This window comes from Embleya sp. NPDC005971 (assembly GCF_040629175.1).
In the GTDB taxonomy this organism is placed as follows: Bacteria; Actinomycetota; Actinomycetes; order Streptomycetales; family Streptomycetaceae; genus Embleya.
This window is the reverse complement of the sequence record NZ_JBEXUX010000020.1, coordinates 64,654-83,191: the sequence shown is the minus strand read 5'-3', so window position 1 is coordinate 83,191 and position 18,538 is coordinate 64,654. Positions and strand designations below refer to the sequence as shown.

At 71.0% G+C, this 18,538-nt stretch carries 14 protein-coding genes; 8 read left to right on the top strand and 6 right to left on the bottom strand.

What is annotated here, in order from left to right:
• Positions 1 to 57: 57 nt before the first annotated feature.
• Positions 58 to 4,011 carry an ATP-dependent RNA helicase HrpA gene (gene hrpA, locus ABZ374_RS19595; RefSeq protein WP_360312616.1) on the top strand — a complete coding sequence of 1,318 codons (3,954 nt, stop codon included), beginning with the start codon at positions 58 to 60 and terminating at the stop codon, positions 4,009 to 4,011.
• 36 nt (positions 4,012 to 4,047) lie between these two features.
• Here hrpA and ABZ374_RS19590 read toward each other — a convergent pair whose 3' ends face one another.
• The 3 genes from ABZ374_RS19590 to lon form a co-directional block, all read right to left on the bottom strand.
• Complete coding sequence (locus ABZ374_RS19590) at positions 4,048 to 4,338, bottom strand: YiaA/YiaB family inner membrane protein (RefSeq protein ID WP_360312614.1); 291 nt, start codon at positions 4,336 to 4,338, stop codon at positions 4,048 to 4,050.
• A 131-nt stretch (positions 4,339 to 4,469) separates the two neighbouring features.
• Positions 4,470 to 4,856, bottom strand: coding sequence for a hypothetical protein (locus ABZ374_RS19585; RefSeq protein WP_360312612.1), 387 nt, complete (start codon positions 4,854 to 4,856; stop codon positions 4,470 to 4,472).
• Positions 4,857 to 5,228: 372 nt separating this feature from the next.
• Positions 5,229 to 7,646: an endopeptidase La gene (lon, locus tag ABZ374_RS19580; protein ID WP_360312610.1), complete on the bottom strand. Its 2,418-nt coding sequence runs from the start codon at positions 7,644 to 7,646 to the stop codon at positions 5,229 to 5,231.
• Between the two features lie 142 nt (positions 7,647 to 7,788).
• On the opposite strand from lon, the gene ABZ374_RS19575 reads away from it, so the two are divergent.
• The 5 genes from ABZ374_RS19575 (at position 7,789) to ABZ374_RS19555 (ending at position 12,817) form a co-directional block, all read left to right on the top strand.
• Positions 7,789 to 8,295, top strand: a complete 507-nt coding sequence (locus ABZ374_RS19575; RefSeq protein ID WP_360312608.1) for a YfbM family protein — start codon at positions 7,789 to 7,791, stop codon at positions 8,293 to 8,295.
• Positions 8,296 to 8,419: 124 nt separating this feature from the next.
• Positions 8,420 to 8,971, top strand: coding sequence for a GNAT family N-acetyltransferase (locus ABZ374_RS19570; protein WP_360312606.1), 552 nt, complete (start codon positions 8,420 to 8,422; stop codon positions 8,969 to 8,971).
• A 240-nt stretch (positions 8,972 to 9,211) separates the two neighbouring features.
• Positions 9,212 to 10,486 carry an MFS transporter gene (locus ABZ374_RS19565; RefSeq protein WP_360312604.1) on the top strand — a complete coding sequence of 425 codons (1,275 nt, stop codon included), beginning with the start codon at positions 9,212 to 9,214 and terminating at the stop codon, positions 10,484 to 10,486.
• Positions 10,487 to 10,647: 161 nt separating this feature from the next.
• Entirely contained in the window at positions 10,648 to 11,259 is a 612-nt protein-coding gene (locus ABZ374_RS19560; protein ID WP_360312602.1) for an NAD(P)H-dependent oxidoreductase, read from the top strand.
• Between the two features lie 55 nt (positions 11,260 to 11,314).
• Complete coding sequence (locus tag ABZ374_RS19555) at positions 11,315 to 12,817, top strand: DHA2 family efflux MFS transporter permease subunit (RefSeq protein WP_360312600.1); 1,503 nt, start codon at positions 11,315 to 11,317, stop codon at positions 12,815 to 12,817.
• Between the two features lie 123 nt (positions 12,818 to 12,940).
• Here the strand turns inward: ABZ374_RS19555 and ABZ374_RS19550 are convergent, their stop codons facing one another.
• Together ABZ374_RS19550 and ABZ374_RS19545 are read right to left on the bottom strand one after the other, a co-directional pair.
• Positions 12,941 to 13,678, bottom strand: coding sequence for an HdeD family acid-resistance protein (locus tag ABZ374_RS19550; protein WP_360312598.1), 738 nt, complete (start codon positions 13,676 to 13,678; stop codon positions 12,941 to 12,943).
• Positions 13,679 to 13,813: 135 nt separating this feature from the next.
• Positions 13,814 to 15,655 (bottom strand): AMP-binding protein, encoded by a 1,842-nt coding sequence (locus tag ABZ374_RS19545; RefSeq protein ID WP_360312596.1) that lies wholly within the window; start codon positions 15,653 to 15,655, stop codon positions 13,814 to 13,816.
• Positions 15,656 to 15,998: 343 nt separating this feature from the next.
• Here ABZ374_RS19545 and ABZ374_RS19540 point away from each other — a divergent pair, with 343 nt between their 5' ends.
• Positions 15,999 to 17,186 (top strand): acyl-CoA dehydrogenase family protein, encoded by a 1,188-nt coding sequence (locus ABZ374_RS19540; RefSeq protein ID WP_360312736.1) that lies wholly within the window; start codon positions 15,999 to 16,001, stop codon positions 17,184 to 17,186.
• Positions 17,183 to 18,328, top strand: a complete 1,146-nt coding sequence (locus ABZ374_RS19535; RefSeq protein ID WP_360312594.1) for an acyl-CoA dehydrogenase family protein — start codon at positions 17,183 to 17,185, stop codon at positions 18,326 to 18,328. Before ABZ374_RS19540 ends, ABZ374_RS19535 begins: the two co-directional genes overlap by 4 nt.
• A 47-nt stretch (positions 18,329 to 18,375) precedes the next feature.
• On the opposite strand, the gene ABZ374_RS19530 is transcribed toward ABZ374_RS19535, so the two are convergent.
• A complete protein-coding gene (locus ABZ374_RS19530) occupies positions 18,376 to 18,522 on the bottom strand; it encodes a hypothetical protein (protein ID WP_360312592.1) in 147 nt (48 codons plus the stop codon).
• Positions 18,523 to 18,538 lie beyond the last annotated feature (16 nt).

The following is an 18,538-nucleotide window of genomic DNA, read 5'->3' as shown; positions in this document are numbered from 1 at the left end:
GTCGGGAGTAATCCACTGGCCTGTGCCCCGGGGGTGCCACTTATCCTTGACCCCGTAATGGGAACGCCAGTAGCCACATCTCAGCTCGCCGACCTCCAGGCGCGCCTGCCCCACCTGATGCTTCGGGATCAGGACCGTCTGCGCCGTCGCCTCGACCGGACCCGCAAGAGCCGCAAGGGCCCGCAGCAGGTCGCCGAGACCGAGAGCCTGATCACCGCGTTCGACGCCGCCGAGACGCGGATCGCGAACCGGCGCGCCGCCGTGCCCACGATCGGGTACCCCCAGGCCCTCCCGGTCAGCCAGAAGAAGGACGACATCCTGGCCGCGATCCGCGATCACCAGGTCGTGATCGTCGCGGGCGAGACCGGCTCCGGCAAGACCACCCAGATCCCCAAGATCTGCCTCGAACTCGGTCGCGGTGTCCAGGGACTGATCGGCCACACCCAGCCCCGCCGCATCGCCGCGCGCACGGTCGGTGACCGGATCGCCGAGGAGCTGGGCGGACAACTCGGCGACGTGGTCGGGTACAAGGTCCGCTTCAACGACCAGTCGAGCGACAACACGCTGGTCAAGCTGATGACCGACGGCATCCTGCTCGCCGAGGTGCAAAACGATCGGCTGTTGCGCCAGTACGACACGCTGATCATCGACGAGGCCCACGAGCGCAGCCTCAACATCGACTTCCTGCTCGGCTACCTCAAACAGTTGTTGCCGCGTCGGCCCGACCTCAAGGTGATCATCACCTCGGCCACGATCGACCCGGAGCGTTTCTCGCAACACTTCGACGACGCGCCGATCATCGAGGTGTCCGGCCGTACCTATCCGGTCGAGGTGCGATATCGCCCGCTCGTCGCGGAGGTCGACGAGGACGAGGACGACGACGAGCCGGCGGCCAAGCGCCGACCCGACGATCGTGATCAGGTCCAGGCGATCAGCGACGCGGTGGACGAACTGCTCGGCGAGCCGGCCGGCGACATCCTGGTCTTCCTCAGCGGCGAGCGGGAGATCCGGGACACCGCCGAGGCGCTGAACAAACGCCAGTTGCGCAACACCGAGGTGCTGCCGCTGTACGCGCGGCTGTCCGCCGCCGAACAACATCGGGTCTTCCAGCAACACTCCGGTCGCCGGATCGTGCTCGCGACCAACGTCGCGGAGACCTCGCTGACCGTGCCGGGCATCAAGTACGTGATCGACCCGGGCACCGCGCGCATCTCCCGGTACAGCCTGCGCACCAAGGTGCAGCGGTTGCCGATCGAGGCCGTCTCGCAAGCCTCCGCCAATCAGCGCAAGGGCCGCAGCGGGCGCACCTCGGACGGCATCTGCATCCGGCTGTACTCCGAGGAGGACTTCGAGTCGCGGCCCGAGTTCACCGACCCGGAGATCCTGCGCACCAACCTGGCCTCGGTCATCCTGCAGATGACCGCGCTGGGCCTGGGCGACATCGCCGCCTTCCCGTTCGTGGAGCCGCCGGATCGGCGCAACATCAAGGACGGCGTACAACTCCTCCAGGAACTGGGCGCGCTGGACCCGGACGAGGCGGACGTACGCAAGCGGCTGACCCCGGTCGGCCGCAAGTTGTCCCAGCTTCCGGTGGACCCTCGGCTGGCCCGGATGATCCTGGAGGCGGACCGCAACGGCGTGGTCCGCGAAGTGCTGATCATCGCGTCCGCGCTGTCCATCCAGGACCCGCGCGAGCGACCCGTCGAACACCAGCAGCACGCCGACCAGTTGCACGCGCGGTTCGCGGACAAGGAATCCGACTTCCTCGCATATCTCAACCTGTGGAACTACATCAAGGAACAGCGCGACGAGCTGTCCTCCAGCCGGTTCCGCAAGTTGTGCAAGAGCGAGTTCCTGCACTACCTGCGCATACGCGAATGGCAGGACCTGCACAGCCAGTTGCGCTCGGCCGCCAAGTCGCTGGGCATCGAGGCGACCGGTGAGCCGCAGGAGCCGAACACCCAGCACATCCACACCGCGATCCTCTCCGGCCTGCTCTCGCACATCGGCCTGATGGACCCGGCCAAGCGCGAGTACGGCGGCGCGCGCGGCACCCGCTTCTCGGTCTTCCCCGGCTCGGCGCTGTTCAAGAAGCCGCCGCGCTGGGTGATGGCGGCCGAACTGGTCGAGACGTCGCGGCTGTGGGCGCGGATCGCCGGCCGGATCGAGCCGGAGTGGATCGAGCCGCTGGCCGGGCACCTGGTCAAGCACACCTACAGCGAGCCGCACTGGGAACAGAAGATGGCCGCGGTGATGGCCTACGAGAAGGTCACGCTGTACGGCGTGCCGATCGTGGCCGCGCGCAAGGTCGGCTACGGCAAGGTCGATCCGGAGCTGTCCCGCGAACTGTTCATCCGGCACGCCCTGGTGGAGGGCGACTGGCGTACGCACCACAAGTTCTTCGCGGCCAACCGGCGACTGCTCGCCGACGTCGAGGAGCTCGAACACCGGGCCCGGCGCCGGGACATCATGGTCGACGACGAGACCCTGTTCGACTTCTACGACGAGCGCATCCCCGCCGACGTGGTCTCCGGACGGCACTTCGACGCGTGGTGGAAGAAGGCCCACCGCACCGAGCCGGACCTGCTGAGCTTCGAGAAGTCCATGCTGATCAACGCCAAGGCGGGCGGGATCACCGAGGAGGACTACCCGAACACGTGGGTCGAGGAGGGCCTGGAGCTCAGGCTGACCTACCAGTTCGAGCCCGGCTCGAACGCGGACGGGGTCACCGCGCACATCCCGGTCGCGGTGCTCAACCAGCTCACCGGCGACGGCTTCGACTGGCAGATCCCGGGCCTGCGCGAGGAGTTGGTGACCTCGTACATCCGCGCGCTGCCCAAGGGCATCCGCCGCGGGTTCGTGCCCGCGCCGGACTACGCCCGCGCGATCCTGGCCCGGATCCCGGCCCGCCGGGGGTCGTTGGTGGACGTGCTGGAGCGCGAGCTGAGCCGGATGGCCGGCATGCCGGTCAAGCGCGAGACGTGGGACCTGTCGAAGGTGCCCGACCACGTACGGATGACCTTCCGGGTGCTCGACGACGACCGGCGCACGCTCGCCGAGGGCAAGGACCTGGAGGCGCTCAAGCTCAAGCTGCGCGACCACATGCGGGCGGCGGTGTCCGAGGCGGCGAGCACGCTGGACATCGAGCGCACCGGCGTGACCGCCTGGACCATCGGCGAACTGCCGCGCGTGGTCGAGCAGCGGCGCGGGCCGCTGGTGGTCAAGGCGTATCCGGCGCTGGTCGACGAGGGCGCCTCGGTGGCGGTCCGGCTGTTCGACAGCGAGTCGGAGCAGGCGCGCGCGATGCGGCTCGGGACGCGGCGCCTGGTGTTGCTGAACGTGCAGTCGCCGGTCAAGCAGATCCAGGGGAGGCTGCCCAACATGGCCAAGCTGACCCTCAGTCACAACCCGCACGGGGGCATCGATCCGCTCTTCGAGGACATCCTCGCGTGCGCGGCGGACATGCTGATCCGGGACGCGGGCGGCCCGGTGTGGGACGAGGCGGGCTTCGTCCGGCTGCGCGACCGGGTCAAGGCGGGGCTGCCGCGGCTGACCGAGGACACCGTGGTCAAGGTCGAGCGCATCCTGGGCGCGTCGCACAACGTCGCCGGGCGGCTGAAGGCGACCCGGAGTCCGGCCCTGGCGCCGGCGCTGGCCGACCTGAAGGCGCAGTACACGGCGCTGGTGCACAAGGGATTCGTGGCCGGGGCGGGTTGGCGGCGGCTGCCGGACGTACATCGCTATCTCCAGGCGATGGAGCGCCGGCTGCAACGCCTGGAGGCGGACCCGGTGCGGGACCGCGAGCGCATGCTGAAGGTCCATCAGATCCAGGCTGCCTACCGGGATTTGATGGACCGTCAGACCAAGGGTGCGCCGATTCCGGCCGAGGTGGCGGCGGTGCGTTGGCAGATCGAGGAACTGCGGGTGAGCTACTTCGCCCAGTCCCTGGGCACGCCGCAGCCGGTGTCGGACAAGCGGATCCTGAAGACGATCGAGGAACTGGGCCAGTAGCGGAGCGGCGCGAAATCGGGCGCCGCCCGCCCGCGTTCAGACCAGGTCGTTCTTGAACAGGTCGTGGTCGGTCAGCAACTTCTCCAGGCGCGCCTGGTCGACCCGATTGACCACGGCCTCGCTCTCCTGACGGTCACGGACGACCTTGGCGACGGTGATGCTGGACGTCACGACGTAGAGCACGCCGAGCCCGAGGAAGGCGCGGATCCAGCGGTCCACCGGGAGGTAGACGATCCCGATCATGACCGCGCTCACGGACACGCCGAAGGACAGCGCGGCCTGGACGAAGAAGCCATGGGTGTTGTTGGTGCGCAGCGGCGATGTCATGGCAACAGTGTTGGGCCGGATGGGTGTTGTGCACATGAGTAGATGTACTCATCCGGGCTCGGCCCCCGGTTCGAATCCGGGGGCCGGGCCGTACGGATCACGTCGGCCGCGAAGGTGTGCCTCGGTCGGCGTCAGGCGGCTCGCCAACGCGCCCGGATGTCGCCCGCCTTGTTCGAGCAGATCATCGCCGTGCCCTTGACCGTGGTGCCGCGAGCGCCGACCGGCGCGCAGAACGCGCCGGGATGGACCGAACCGGCCTGCCCGGAATCAGGCTTCGCCGGAGGATCCTTCTTCGGCGGGTCCGGCTTGGGCGGATCCTTCTTCGGCGGATCCTGTCGGCGCGGATCCTGCTTGGGTGGATCGACTGCGGCCGGGTCCTGTTTCGGCGGTTCCTCGGCCTTCGGCGGCGCGGCGGCCGGCGGCGAGGTCGGCGGCGCCGACGTCGGCGGCGCGGACGAGGACTGCGTGGCGGTCGGCGGCGCGCTGGTCGACGGGGCCGTGACAGGCGAGTTGGTCACGGTGGCCACAGGGCGAGTGGGCGTCGGACGAGCCGACCCCTTGTCGTCGTCGCCCGTACAACCCGACAGCACCGTCAGAGCCAGCAGCGCGGCCACCCCCGCCGCCCACCGGCCCGCTCCGCGCAACGGACGCGCGGCTTGTGCGTTCTTCGGAAACCCGGGCTCAGCCCGACAGGAAGCCTGTCTTTGGCCCGGTCCCCCACCTGTTCCATAGCACATGCGCGCATGATGACAGCGCGCAACCAGACAATCCGATCATGTGATCGAATCGAGATGCATGGCCAACCGGGTTGTCCGGTCCTGGCCGAAAAATGCCGCGCGAGCCGCCCGGGTGGGCGGCTCGCGCGGCAGGTCCCACAACCTGACGCAGGGTCAGGCGGCCACGGTGTGCTCGGCGTTGGCCGGCTCCAGGGCCAGTTCCAGCACCTCGCGTACGTCGGCCACCGCGTGCACGGTGAGGCGGCTCAGGATCTCCTCGGGCACGTCGTCCAGGTCGGCCTCGTTGCGCTTGGGGATCAGCACCGTGGTGACGCCGGCCCGCTCGGCGGCGAGCAGCTTCTGCTTGACGCCGCCGATCGGGAGTACCCGGCCGGTAAGCGAGACCTCACCGGTCATCGCCACGTCCGAGCGGACCGGCCGCCCGGTGAGCAGCGACACCAGGGCGGTGGTCATCGTGACGCCGGCGCTCGGGCCGTCCTTGGGGACCGCTCCGGCCGGCACGTGGATGTGTACGCCCCGGTCCTTGAGGTCGCCCACCGGCACCTCCAGCTCAGCCCCGCGCGAGCGCAGGTAGGACAGCGCGATCTGCGCCGACTCCTTCATCACGTCGCCGAGTTGGCCGGTCAGGGTCAGCCCCGTACCACCCGTCTCCGGGTCCGCGAGCGACGCCTCGATGTAGAGCACGTCGCCGCCCGCGCCGGTGACCGCGAGCCCGGTGGCCACTCCCGGCACCGCCGTGCGCTGCTCGGCCTTGCTCAGCAGCGACTCCGGGGTGTGCCGGGGCCGGCCGAGGTAGTCGCGCAGGTCGCCGGCGTCCACCGTGATCGGCAGCGGGTGCGCGTCGGCGTCCAGCGCCTGCCGGGCCGCGACCTTGCGCAGCACCCGGGCCAGCGAACGCTCCAGGGTGCGCACGCCCGCCTCGCGGGTGTACTCGCCCGCCAGCAGCCGCAGCGCCTCCTCGGTGAAGGACACCTCGGTGACGTCCAGGCCCGCCTTGTCCAACTGGCGCTTGATCAGGTGGTCCCGGGCGATGAGGACCTTCTCGTCCTCGGTGTAGCCGTCGAGACGGACCAGTTCCATCCGGTCCAGGAGCGGCTCGGGAATCGTCTCCAGCACGTTGGCCGTGGCCAGGAACACCACGTCGGACAGGTCGAGTTCGACCTCCAGGTAGTGGTCGCGGAAGGTGTGGTTCTGCGCCGGGTCCAGCACTTCGAGCAGGGCCGCGGTCGGGTCGCCGCGGTAGTCCGAGCCGACCTTGTCGATCTCGTCGAGCAGGACGACGGGGTTCATGCTGCCCGCCTCCTTGATCGCCCGGACGATCCGGCCGGGCAGCGCGCCGACGTAGGTGCGCCGGTGGCCGCGGATCTCGGCCTCGTCGCGCACACCGCCGAGCGCGACCCGGACGAACGAGCGACCCATCGCGCGGGCCACCGACTCGCCGAGCGAGGTCTTGCCGACGCCGGGCGGGCCGACCAGGGCCAGCACCGCGCCGGAGCGTCGTCCGCCGACCACGCCCAGTCCGCGCTCCTCACGGCGCTTGCGGACCGCCAGGTATTCGACGATGCGTTCCTTGACGTCCACCAGGCCGGAGTGGTCCGCGTCCAGGATCGCGCGCGCCTCGGCGATGTCGTACGCGTCCTCGCTGCGGTCGTTCCACGGCATTTCCAGGACGGTGTCCAGCCAGGTGCGGATCCAGCCGCCCTCGGGCGACGCGTCGGAGGCGTGCTCCAGCTTGTCGACCTCCTTGAGCGCGGCGGCCAGCACCTTCTCCGGCAGATTCGCGGCCTCGACCCGGGCGCGGTAGTCCTCCTCCTCGCTGTCCGGGGTGCCGTTGAGCTCGTTGAGCTCCTTGCGCACGGCGGCGAGCTGCTGCTTGAGCAGGAATTCGCGCTGCTGCTTGTCCATCCCCTCCTGGACGTCCTTGCGGATCGTCTCGGCGACGTCCAGCTCGGCGAGGTGGTCCCGGGTCCAGCCGACGACCTTGGTCAGCCGCTCCTCGACGTCGACGGTCTGGAGCACCTCGATCTTCTGCTGGAGCGTCAGGTAGGGGGCGTAGCCGGAGTTGTCCGCCAGGTCGCTGGGGTCCTCCAGGGCCTGCACGTGGTCCACCACCTGCCACGCGCCGCGCTTGCCCAGCACGGTGGTGACCAGGGCCTTGTACTCGCGGGCCAGCTCGTGGGTGTGCTCGTCCGCCTCGACGTCCGCCACCCGGGTCGCCTCGACCCACAGCGCCGCGCCGGGCCCGGTGGTACCGCTGCCGATCCGCACCCGGCCCTCGCCGCGCACCACCACGACCGACTCGCCCCCGGGCAGTCGGCCGACCTGCTCGATCACGCCGAGCGTGCCCACCGCCGGGTATTGCCCGTCGTCGCGCGGAACAAGCAGCACCCGCGCCTTGCTCTCACTACGGATGCCGGGTCCACCGGACCGCCCCGCGGCGGCCCGCGCGGCATCCACGGCGGCACGGGTCTCCGCGTCATCGAGTTCGAGCGGGACCACCATGCCGGGGAGGACGACCACGTCGTCCAGCGGAAGAACCGGCAGGGTCAAGGTCCCGATGGTCTCGCTCATGTCATGCCCCTCAGGTAGCCACAGTCGAAAAAGTTGCGCTGCATTGACTCAAGAAACAAGAGCCTCCCTTTGTTCCCCCACCCCTCCCCGATCCGTGTTCGCCCTGGGCGAAGTTGTCGGTGGACGCCGCTAGCCTGCGGCGATGGGCATGGTCGGGGAGTACCTGAGAGTCGCCCCCGCCGAGTTGGCGCGGGCGATCACCGACCAGGCGTGGGGCGAGGAATTCATCGACGACGTGCTCGACGCCGAGTCGGAGGGGTGTCCCGACCCGACGCGGGCCCGGTCGCACAACACCGACAAGGCGTGGGACGCCCTGGGCTTCCTGACCCGGCGGATCGGCTTCACCGTCGACGTCGTCCACGGTGCGGAGGCGATGCCCTGGGACGAGAACGACTGGAGTCACGGGGTTCCGCGCTACCTCACCCCGGACCGCGTTCGAGCAGCCGCCGAGGCTCTGTCGGCGACTCCCGGTCACCGGCTCGTCGCGGGTGTCGGCCCGGCCGACCTGGTGCGTGCGGGGGTCTATCCGGCCTTCGTCTGGGAGCAGGCCGAATCCCTCGATTACGCCACCGGGCACTACACGGCGCTCGGCGTGTTCTTCCGCTCCGCGGCCGAGGCCGGGGACGCGGTACTGGTCTGGTTGTCCTGACTCGTGCGCCCCGGTGCGGGTCGGGGATTGGGCGCAGTGGGTGAATTCCGCGCCCGGCACTTTCGTCGTGGGTCGGTGGGGCGGAAGAATCGTGCGACTCGATACGAGGGGGCGAATCCGGTCAGTGAGCGACGTCTTTCCCGAACGTGTCCTGCCTGCGGGGCCGATCACACTGCGGCCGTTCGGCGCCGATGATGCCGAGGACAACCGAGCCGCCTGTGCGGACGAGGTAGTCCAGCGATGGTTACCGCTGCCCCGGCCGTACACCCTGGAGGCATCCGTCGACTGGTGTACGAAAACGGCGCACACGCTGCGCGAGTCGGGCGACGGGGTGCACTTCGCGATCGTCGACCCGGACGAGGGCCGACTCCTGGGCGCCATCGGGCTCAAGCGCACCGACTGGCACGAACTGGTCAGCGAGGTGGGGTACTGGGTGGCGCCGTGGGCTCGCGGACGCGGGATCGCCGCCTTGGCCACGCGGGTGCTCGGGCGCTGGCTGTTGACCGAGCAGGGCTTCGAGCGCCTCGAACTCAAGGCCGCCGTCGGGAACATCCCCTCGCGCAAGACGGCGATCAAGGCCGGCCTGCACCGCGAGGGCACGCTGCGCAACGCCGGTCGGCTGCACACGGGTCGGGTCGATGTCGTGCTGTACTCACTGACCCCGGCCGACCTGTAGGCCGATCGGTAGGGCCGATGGGCCGACCCGTGGACGGATCCCGTGGGGCCGACCCGTGGGCGGATTCGTAAAGCCGACCCGTGCGGTGCGGCGGGTCGGCGCGGGTGGCGGTCGATCTCCGACTGCTCGGCGGCGGAGGGACGTTGACGGCGGGATACCGCCAGACCCGACGGGTTGCCGGCGGTTGTACTGGGGGCGCCCCGCTGTCGGGGCCCCACCCCCACCGCCGAAAGGGACTTCATGTCCGTCACGACCGGATCCGACGAGCACACGACCGGGCGGACCGACCCGGCTTCGCAAGAGCGAGAGCGGGCACGGGAGCAGGCGCGGGCGCGGACGCGGGAGCACGAACCTCGGCAGTACTGGCCGGGTGTGGTGTGTCTGGGAGTCGGCATCTTCGCGATCGTGACCAGCGAGATCCTGCCGATCGGGTTGTTGACGCCGATCGGGGGCGAGTTCGGGGTCTCGGACGGCACGGCGGGGTGGTTGATGACCGTGCCGGGCCTGGTGGCGGCGATCTGTGCGCCGCTGGTCACCGTGACCACCGGGCGGCTGGATCGGCGGGGCATGTTGGTCGCGCTGATCGTGCTGCTGGCGGTGGCGAACTTCCTTGCGGCGATCGCAACGGCGTTCTGGGTGGTGTTGGTGGCGCGGTCGTTGGTCGGGGTGACCATCGGCGGTTTCTGGTCGATCGGGGCGGGGTTGGCGCCTCGGCTGGTGCACGGGAGGGCGGTGGGTACGGCGACCGCCGTGGTCTTCGCGGCGGTGCCGGCCGGCTCGGTGTTGGGGTTGCCGGCCGGGACACAACTGGGCGAACACATCGGCTGGCGCGCTTCGTTCGTGGTGCTGGGCGTACTCGCGCTGGGGGTGGCGACCGCGCTGCTCGCACTGCTTCCGCCGCTGCCGCCGCTTCAGGTGACCCGGGCCGCGGTGTTGCGTGGGTTGTTGCGCGGCACCGACATCCGGATCGGGCTCGTGGCGACCTGTCTGATCGTGATCGCGCACTTCGGCGCCTACACGTATGTGACGCCGTTCCTGGAGCAGGTCACCCACGTGGACCGGGGGCTGATCGGCGTCTACCTGTTGGCCTTCGGCGTGGCCGGCATCGTCGGCAACTTCGTCGCGGGCGCGACCATGGTGCGCGGCCTGCGGGCGACGTTCGTCACGTGCGCGGCGCTGATCGCGCCGGCCACGCTGCTGTTCCCGGTCCTGGGCCGGTGGGATGCGGGCGCGGTCGGGCTGCTCGTGGTGTGGGGGGCGGCCTACGGCGCCGTCCCGGCCTGCTCCCAGACCTGGTTCGCGCGCTCGGCCCCTCGGGCGCCGGAGGCCGCCATGGTCGTGTTCACATCGTCCTTCCAACTCACCCTCGCCACCGGCGCGCTCGTCGGCGGGGCCGTCGTTGACGCCACGTCCCCGTCGACGGTGATGGTGTGCGCCGGCGCCATCGCCCTCGCCGCGGTCGCCGCCCTCGCGGCCCTCGCCGCGCCGGACGAAGCACCTCGTCGCACCACCTGACCACCCCCGCACCCGGCTTGCGCAAAGGCCGTACGGCGGAAGGAAGACGGGCGGGGTTGACTTCAAGTCGACTTCAACTTCTAACGTCTTCACCAGGCGCTCGGAGGAAGCACTTCCGGGGCCTCACCGCACAGTTCGCCTTTCTCTTCCCGGGGGTTCCCATGAGCATCGCCACGCACACCGAGACGCACACCCGGACCGACACCTTCCGGCTGGCCGTCATCGTCGGCAGCACCCGCGAAGGGCGCTTCGCCCCCGTCGTATCGAACTGGTTCGCCGAAACGGCCGAGCGGCACGGGGACTTCGAGGTGGACATCATCGACCTGGCGCACGACCGGCTGCCCGACGTGTGGGCTCCGATGGGCAGCGAGCCCGCCGCGGTGGTCGAGGCGGTGGGCGCTCGGCTGGCCGCCGCCGACGCGTTCGTGGTGGTCACACCCGAGTACAACCACAGCTTCCCGGCCGGGCTGAAGAACATGATCGACCTGTTCCGCAACGAATGGCAGGGCAAGCCGGTGGGCTTCGTGTCCTACGGCGGCATCTCCGGCGGCCTGCGCGCCGTCGAGCAACTGCGCCTGGTCTTCGCCGAACAGCACATGGTCACCACCCGGGACGGACTCGCCTTCCCGATGGCCTGGGAGAAGTTCGACGCCGAGGGCCGGCCGGTCGACGTCGCGGGCACCGAGGCCGCCGCCAAGGTGATGCTCGATCAGCTCGCCTGGTGGACCGAGGCCACCCGGTCGACGCGCCTGCGCCGCCCGTACGGCGTCTGAACACCCGCTCCGAAGCAGCCGCAGCCATTCCACCGCCGAACGCCAGGAGCCCGTGATGGCCTCGACCACCGCCCCGGCCGCGAGCGCGCCCGCGACCGCCGTCCCCACCCCGTCCCGCAACATCGCGATGATCGCCCTCGTGGTCGTTCTCGGCTCGGTGATGTCCGTACTCGACGTCACCGTCGTCAACGTCGCCCTCAATCACCTCGCGCAGGACTTCGACGCACCACTGGCCACCATCCAATGGGTCGCGACGGGGTACACGCTGGCCCTGGCCACCGTCATCCCCGCGGCCGCGTGGGCGATGGGCCGATTCGGCACCAAGCGGTTGTACATGTTCTCCATCGCCACCTTCGCCGCCGGCTCCGTCCTGGCCGGGCTGGCCTGGTCGGCCGAGTCGCTGATCGCCTTCCGGGTCCTGCAGGGGCTCGGCGGCGGCCTGATCATGCCGGTCGGGATGACCATCCTGGCCCGCGCGTCGGATCCGAGCCGGATGGGGCGGACGATGGCCATCCTGGGCATCCCGATCCTGATCGGCCCGCTCGCCGGCCCGATCCTGGGCGGATGGCTGGTGGACGACGTGTCGTGGCGCTGGATCTTCTTCATCAACGTGCCGATCGGCGCGGTGGCGCTGGTTCTGGCCGCCAAGGTCTTCCCGCGCGATACGCCGCAGCCGACCAGGCCGCTGGACGTGCCCGGACTGCTGATGCTCTCCCCCGGCCTGGCGCTGCTGATCTACGGTCTGGCCACCGGCGGCGAGAAGGGCGACTTCGGCGCCACCGGCGCGTTGGTCCCGGCGGTGTCGGGCGCGTTCCTGGTGATCGGCTTCGTGATCCGGGCGTTGCGGGTCGAGCACGCGTTGATCGATCTGCGGCTGTTCCGCAGCCGCCCGTTCGTGGCCGCCGCGGGCACCATGGTGCTGTTCGTCTGCGCCTACTTCGGCTCGATGATGTTGGCCCCGCTCTACTACCAACTGGTGCGCGGCGAGAGCGCCACCGCGTCCGGCCTGCTGGGTGCGCCGCAGGCGCTGTTCACCGCGGTGTCCATGCAAATCGCCAGCCGGCTCAGCGACCGGATCGCGCCGGGACGGATCGTGCTGGTCGGGATCGTGGTCGCCGCCTCCGGTTTCCTCGCCTTCACCACGCAGGTCGCCGCGGACACGCCCTACTGGGTACTGATGTCCTGCATGTCGGTGACCGGGATCGGGGTCGGCATGACGCTGATGCCGACCACCGCTTCGGCGCTGCGCACCATGTCGCACGAGCAGGTCGCGGTCGCCGGGACCACGTTGACCATCATCCAGCAGGTCGCCGCCGCGATCGGCGGGGCGCTGATGTCGGTGCTGTTGGCCGGTGCGATGCGCGAGGGCCTGCCCGCCGGGCGGGGGGCCGGGGGGCTCGGTGAACTGCACATGTTGTCGCCGGCCGCGGTGGACGAGATCGGGCCTCGGTTGGCGGACACGTTCCAGGGGACGTACTGGTGGGCGGTCGGGTTCATGGCACTGGCGTTCCTGCCGGCGCTGCTGATGAGTCGACGGGCACCGCTGCCGACGACGTGAAGCCGGACCCGCGGCCGATGCGCCCTCGCCCGCCGGACGGGCCGAGTGCCCTCGAACACCGGACACACCGAACGCCGGATGGGCTGTCGTCGACAGCCCGTCCGGCGTTCGGTGTGTCCGGCGCTACCGCTCCCGGTCCCCGCGCTCGGTCATCGTGTCCGGGCCCTTGAAGGTGCCCTCCCGGGTGGTTTCACCATTGGCCTTCCACTCCGTGGAGTGCTCGTCGCGCGCGAGCGGTGCCGGGGCCCCTTCGGGGACTTCCGCCTCGCGGACCAAGCCGACGATCCGACGGCCCGTCAGGCCCAGGCTGACCAGGCTGAGTCCGTCGAAGAGCAGGGCCAGAGAGATGAACGTGCCGATCGCGTAGCGGCTGCTGCTGGGCCATTCGGCCAGTACCAACAGACCCAGGACCAGGTCGATCACGCCGACCAGGATGGTCCAGATCATCTTGGCCGACATGCTCGCGACGCCGCCCACGATACGGAACATGCCCGCGCCGAGCAGCAGCAGCGCCACGAACAGGGTGAGCGCCTCGGCCGCCACCTCGGGCCGGCGCAACAACACGACACCCGCCGCGATGTTGAGCGCGGAGACCGCGACCACCAGCCAGAACGCGTTCTCCTTGCGCGCCTGAATGGCCTGGACGAAGCCGACCACACCGCCGATCAACAGCAGCCAGCCGAACAACACCATCGTGGTCAGCGTGGCCACACCCACGTAGACCAGGCCGACGATCCCGCCGAGCATCAACAACGTGCCGAGCACGACCAGCAAACCGAAACCGAAGCCCTTGCCGCTGCGCCGATGCCGTCCCGCGCCGGATTCGGCGGTCGGTCCCGTGACGCCCTTCGTGCTGTCCATGGGTGCCGCTCCTCGGATCTGCCCACGCCCGCAGAATCGCGTGCCTGGTACGCCTTCCCGCTGGAAAGCGACATATCCGCACGATCGGCTGTCCGCACGATCGGCCGAGGGCGCCGATCACGCCGCCCGCACCGATCAGCGCCGGGTTCCCGGCGGCAACGACGGGGGCAGCGCGGAGCGCACCGGAGACAGTGCCGGGGACAGTGCCGGGGACAGTGCCGGGCGCGTGGCGGGCATCGGGGTCGGCACCGACACACCCCGCACCGCCGGGCCCGGACGGTCCATCAGGCCCAGGAAGTGCCGACGCAGCCGGTACTTCTCCACCCGCCCGTTCGGCGTCCGCGGCATCCGCGTGACGATGCGCACCTGCGCCGGCCGCATGTACGCGGGCAACGACTGGACGCACCACGCGCGTAGTTCGTCGGGGTCCAGCGGTCGGCCCGGCTCGGGCTCGGCGTACAGGACCACCTCGTCCTCGTCCTCCCGGTCGGTGGGCACCCCGAACACCGCGCCGACCGCGATGTCCGGATGCTGGTTGATCAGGTCCTCGATGTGATAGGCCGACACGTTCTCGCCGCGGATCCGGATCCGGTCCACGACCCGGTCGACGAAGTGCAGCAGCCCGTCCTCCTCGTCGAACACCGCCGCGTCGCCGGTGTGGAACCACAGATTGCGGGTGGCCTCCGCGGTGCTCAGCGGGTCGTCCACGTACTCCTGCACCAACAGTCCCGGCAGATGCGGTCGGATCGCCAGGTGCCCGACCACACCGCGCGGCACCGGCCGATCGTGCTCGTCCAGGATCGCCACCCGGGCGAACGGCAGCGGCGCGCCCAGGCAGCCCTTGCGCACGATCCGCGCCCCGTCGAGCACCGGCACGCCCAGTCGGGCGCACACCTTCGCGATCGCCGCCGGCGCCAGGCCGCGGCGCAGCGCGGGCGGCGTGGCCTCGCTCGGGTCCAGGCCGGTCAGCACGGCCGCGATCGGCAGGCCGGTCTCGACCTGTCCGTAGCCGGCGACCACGGTGTCGATCCCGTACCGGCGCGCGAACGTGTGGTGGATCGGCGGCAGCGGCTGCATGAGCACCGTGCTCAGCGGGTTGTCGCGCTCGCCGCGGGTCTGGGGCGCGCCGGAGAGCCAGCCCACCATCGTCTCGGTGAGCACCGCGCTGGTGGCCCCCGCCGACGCCACGCGGCGCCAGAAGTCGACCGGGTGGAATCGGTCCCACAACGACACCCCGGCCCCCGCCCAGGCGGCCCGGGCCAGGCCCGCGAACGCGCCCTGGACCGAGTGCAGCGGCAGGTCCACGTGCACCACGTCGTCGGGCGTGGTGAGCCGGCGCAGCAGCAGCGTGTACGAGGCCAGCCAACGGTGCGGCAACACGGCGGCCTTGGGTCGGCCGGTCACCCCGGCGGTGTGCACGATCATCCCGACGTCGCCCGGATCGATCCGCACGGCCGGCGGCACCGCGCGGGCGAGGAAGTTGGCGTAGGCGATCTCCGGGTAGCCGTGCGGCGGCCTGGGCCCGACCGCGTCGTGCACGGTCAGCCGCGGCAGCCGGTTCAGGTGCGGCCGGACCGCCTCCAACGCGGGCACCAGCGCGCGTTCGGTGACCACGAGCACCGGTTGGCCGGCTTCGAGTTGCTCGACCAGCAGGTCGCCGATCGCGTCCGGATCCACCGGGCAGTACACGGCGCCGGCCTTCCAGATGCCGAACATCCACAACGCGGCGGCGTACGCGCTGCGGCAGTGCACCGCGACCCGGTCGCCGCGGCGGATGCCCGCCCGGGCCAGGTTGCCGGCGATCGTGTCGGTGGCCCGCTTGGCCTCGGCGTAGCTCAGGTCCAGGCCGTGCTCGCCGTAGTGGATGAAGACCCGCATCGGGGTGCGCACCGACCACTGGTCCAGTGCTTCGACGACCGACTCCCCGTCCGCGGCGAGTTCGGCGGCGAGACCCGCCTCGAGTTGATCGGCGGTCATGGCTGTACAGCACCCCCTGCGACGCGCGGAATCCCGGAAGGTCCCGGCTGGAGTCCGTGCGTGTACTCGCTCACACGGGGAGACGAACATATCGCCTGGGCGTGCCGATTGGGGGCCCGGGCGCGGGCTTCCTACCGGTGAGTTCAGCGCCTAGCATCCAGGCAGTCCGGTTGTCGACAGTGTGTCCGGGTCGATGGACAGGGCGTCATGACGGAGGACGGAGGCACCTGTGGTGCGAGAGCGGGGCGACGTGAGCGATACGGACAGCGAGCCCACCGACGAGCCGACCGACACGCCGAGCCACGCGCCGACCGACGAGCCCGAGCGCGAAGCCGCCGACGGGATCGACGAGGCGGGCATTCGGCGTCGGGTGGCCGATCTGGTCGCGGCGCACGATCCGACCACGATGTCCTCGGTCGAGTTCCTGGGGCACCGGTTCGACGCGGGCCTGGCCTGGGTGCACTTCCCGGTCGGGTGCGGCGGCCTGGGCGCCTCGCGGGCGTTGCAGCAGGTGGTGGAGAGCGCGTTGATCGCGGCGGGCGCGAAGACGGCCAGTGGATACCGCAATCCGATCGGCCTGGGGATGGGCGCGCCCACCATCGCCGCGCACGGCGCGGCCCGGCTGCGGGCCGAGTTGTTGCGCCCGCTGTGGACCGGCGAGGAGATCTGGTGCCAACTCTTCAGCGAGCCGGGCGCGGGATCGGACCTGGCGGGTCTGGCCACCCGCGCCGTCCGCGAGGGTGACGGCGACTGGGTCGTCAACGGCCAGAAGGTGTGGACCTCGCTCGCGCACAAGGCGCGGTGGGCGATGTTGCTCGCCCGGACCGATCCGGACCTGCCCAAGCACCAAGGGTTGACCTACTTCTTCCTGGACATGACCGCGCCGGGGGTCGAGGTGCGGCCGCTGCGCCAGGCCACCGGGCAGGCGGAGTTCAACGAGGTGTTCCTGACCGACGTGCGGATCCCGGACACGCACCGGGCGGGCGAGGTGGGTCAGGGCTGGGCGGTGTCGAACACGACGCTGATGAACGAGCGGGTGGCCATCGGCGGCGCGGCGTCGGCCCGCGAGGCGGACGCGATCGGCGCGGTCGCGCGGATGTGGCGCGACCGCCCGGAGTTGCGCACGCCGGGGCTGCACGACCGGCTGTTGCGGGCCTGGGTGGAGTGCGAGGTGGCCCGGCTGGGCAACGAGCGGATCCGCCAGCAGCTCGCTGCCGGTACGCCGGGCCCGGAGGGATCGGCGGCCAAGATCGCCTACGCCCGGCTGAACCAGGACGTCACCCGGTTGTGGCTGGAGTTGGCCGGCGAGGAGGGCCTCGGCTACGACGACTGGGCGATGCGCCGCAGCGAGTTGGGTCAGGCCACCCTCGGGGCGCGGGCGCCGGGCTACTACTACCTGCGGGCCAAGGGCAATTCGATCGAGGGCGGCACGTCCGAGGTGCTGCGCAACGTGATCGCGGACCGGGTGCTGGACCTGCCGCGCGAGCCGCGTACCGACACCAAGGTGCCGTGGAAGGAGATGCCCCGGTGAGCGAGCCCAGGATTCCGTCGTTGTTGTACGGCGAGGTCGAGGAGGACCTGCGCGCGGCGCTGCGCGAGGTGTTGCGGGATCGGTGCGGATGGCACGAGGTGCTGGCGCGGATCGACACCGAGGAGGCGTACGACGACGGCCTGTGGAAGGCGGTCGCGGCCGAACTGGGCCTGGCCGGGCTGTTGATCCCGGAGGAGTTCGGCGGGGCCGGGGTCGGGGCGCGGGAGGTCGCGGTGGCGCTGGAGGAGTTGGGCCGCGCGGTCGCGCCGGTGCCGTTCCTGGCCAGTGCGGTGCTGGCCACGTCGGCGCTGCTGGCCTGCCCGGCCGGCGAGGCGCGCGACGCGGCGCTGCGGGTACTCGCGGACGGCTCGCGGACCGCGACCCTGGCGGTGACCGCGACCACGTGGCCGGGGGCGGGTTTCCCGCTGTCGGTGACGGGTGCCCGGGACGCGGACGGTTTGTTGCTGACCGGCGCGGTGACCGGGGTGTTGGCCGCGGATCGGGCCGAGTTGCTGGTGGTTCCGGTGGTGGTGGCCGGCGAGGCGCAGCTGGCTCTGGTCGCGGGCGACGCGGCGCATCTGGCCCGGCGGGCGGTGACCTCGCTGGATCCGACCCGGCCGGTGGGCGAGTTGACGTTGGATCAGGTGCGGGGCCGGGTGGTGGCCGGGCCGGAGCACGCCGAGGCGGCGCTCGGGCACGCGCTGCGGCAGGGGGCGGCGCTGTTGGCCTCGGAGCAGTTGGGGGTGGCCGAGCAGGCGTTGGCCGAGGCGGTGGCGTATCTGAAGGTCCGGCACCAGTTCGGCCGGCCGATCGGGTCCTTCCAGGCGCTGCGGCATCGTGCGGCCGACCTGTGGTCGGACATCGCCGCGGCCCGGGCCGCGGCGCGCTACGCGGCGGCGTGCCTGGCCGAGGACGCGGCGGACGCGGCGGTGGCCACCGCCCTGGCGCAGGCGTACTGCGGCGAGGTGGCGGTGCGCGCGGCGGAGGAATGTGTGCAGATGCACGGCGGGGTCGGCTTCACCTGGGAGCACCCGGCGCACCTGTACCTCAAGCGGGCGATGGCGTCGGCGCTGCTGCTGGGCACCGCGGATCGGCATCGGGCCACGCTGGGCACGCTGGTGGACCTGCCGCCGGCGATCTGAGCGGTCCGGACACGGGTGCGGCCGGCCTCCGGGCGGAGGCCGGCCGTTCAGCTCCGCAGCATCAGGACGATCATCACGACCGCGACCGCCATGAGCACGGCCCACACCGCCGTGACGAGACGCAGGCGCTTTCCGTCCCGGGCGGCGGGGGTGTCGGTCGGACCGGAGTCCGCCGGTTGCGGGTTGTCGCTCATGTCCTGGCTGCCCTCC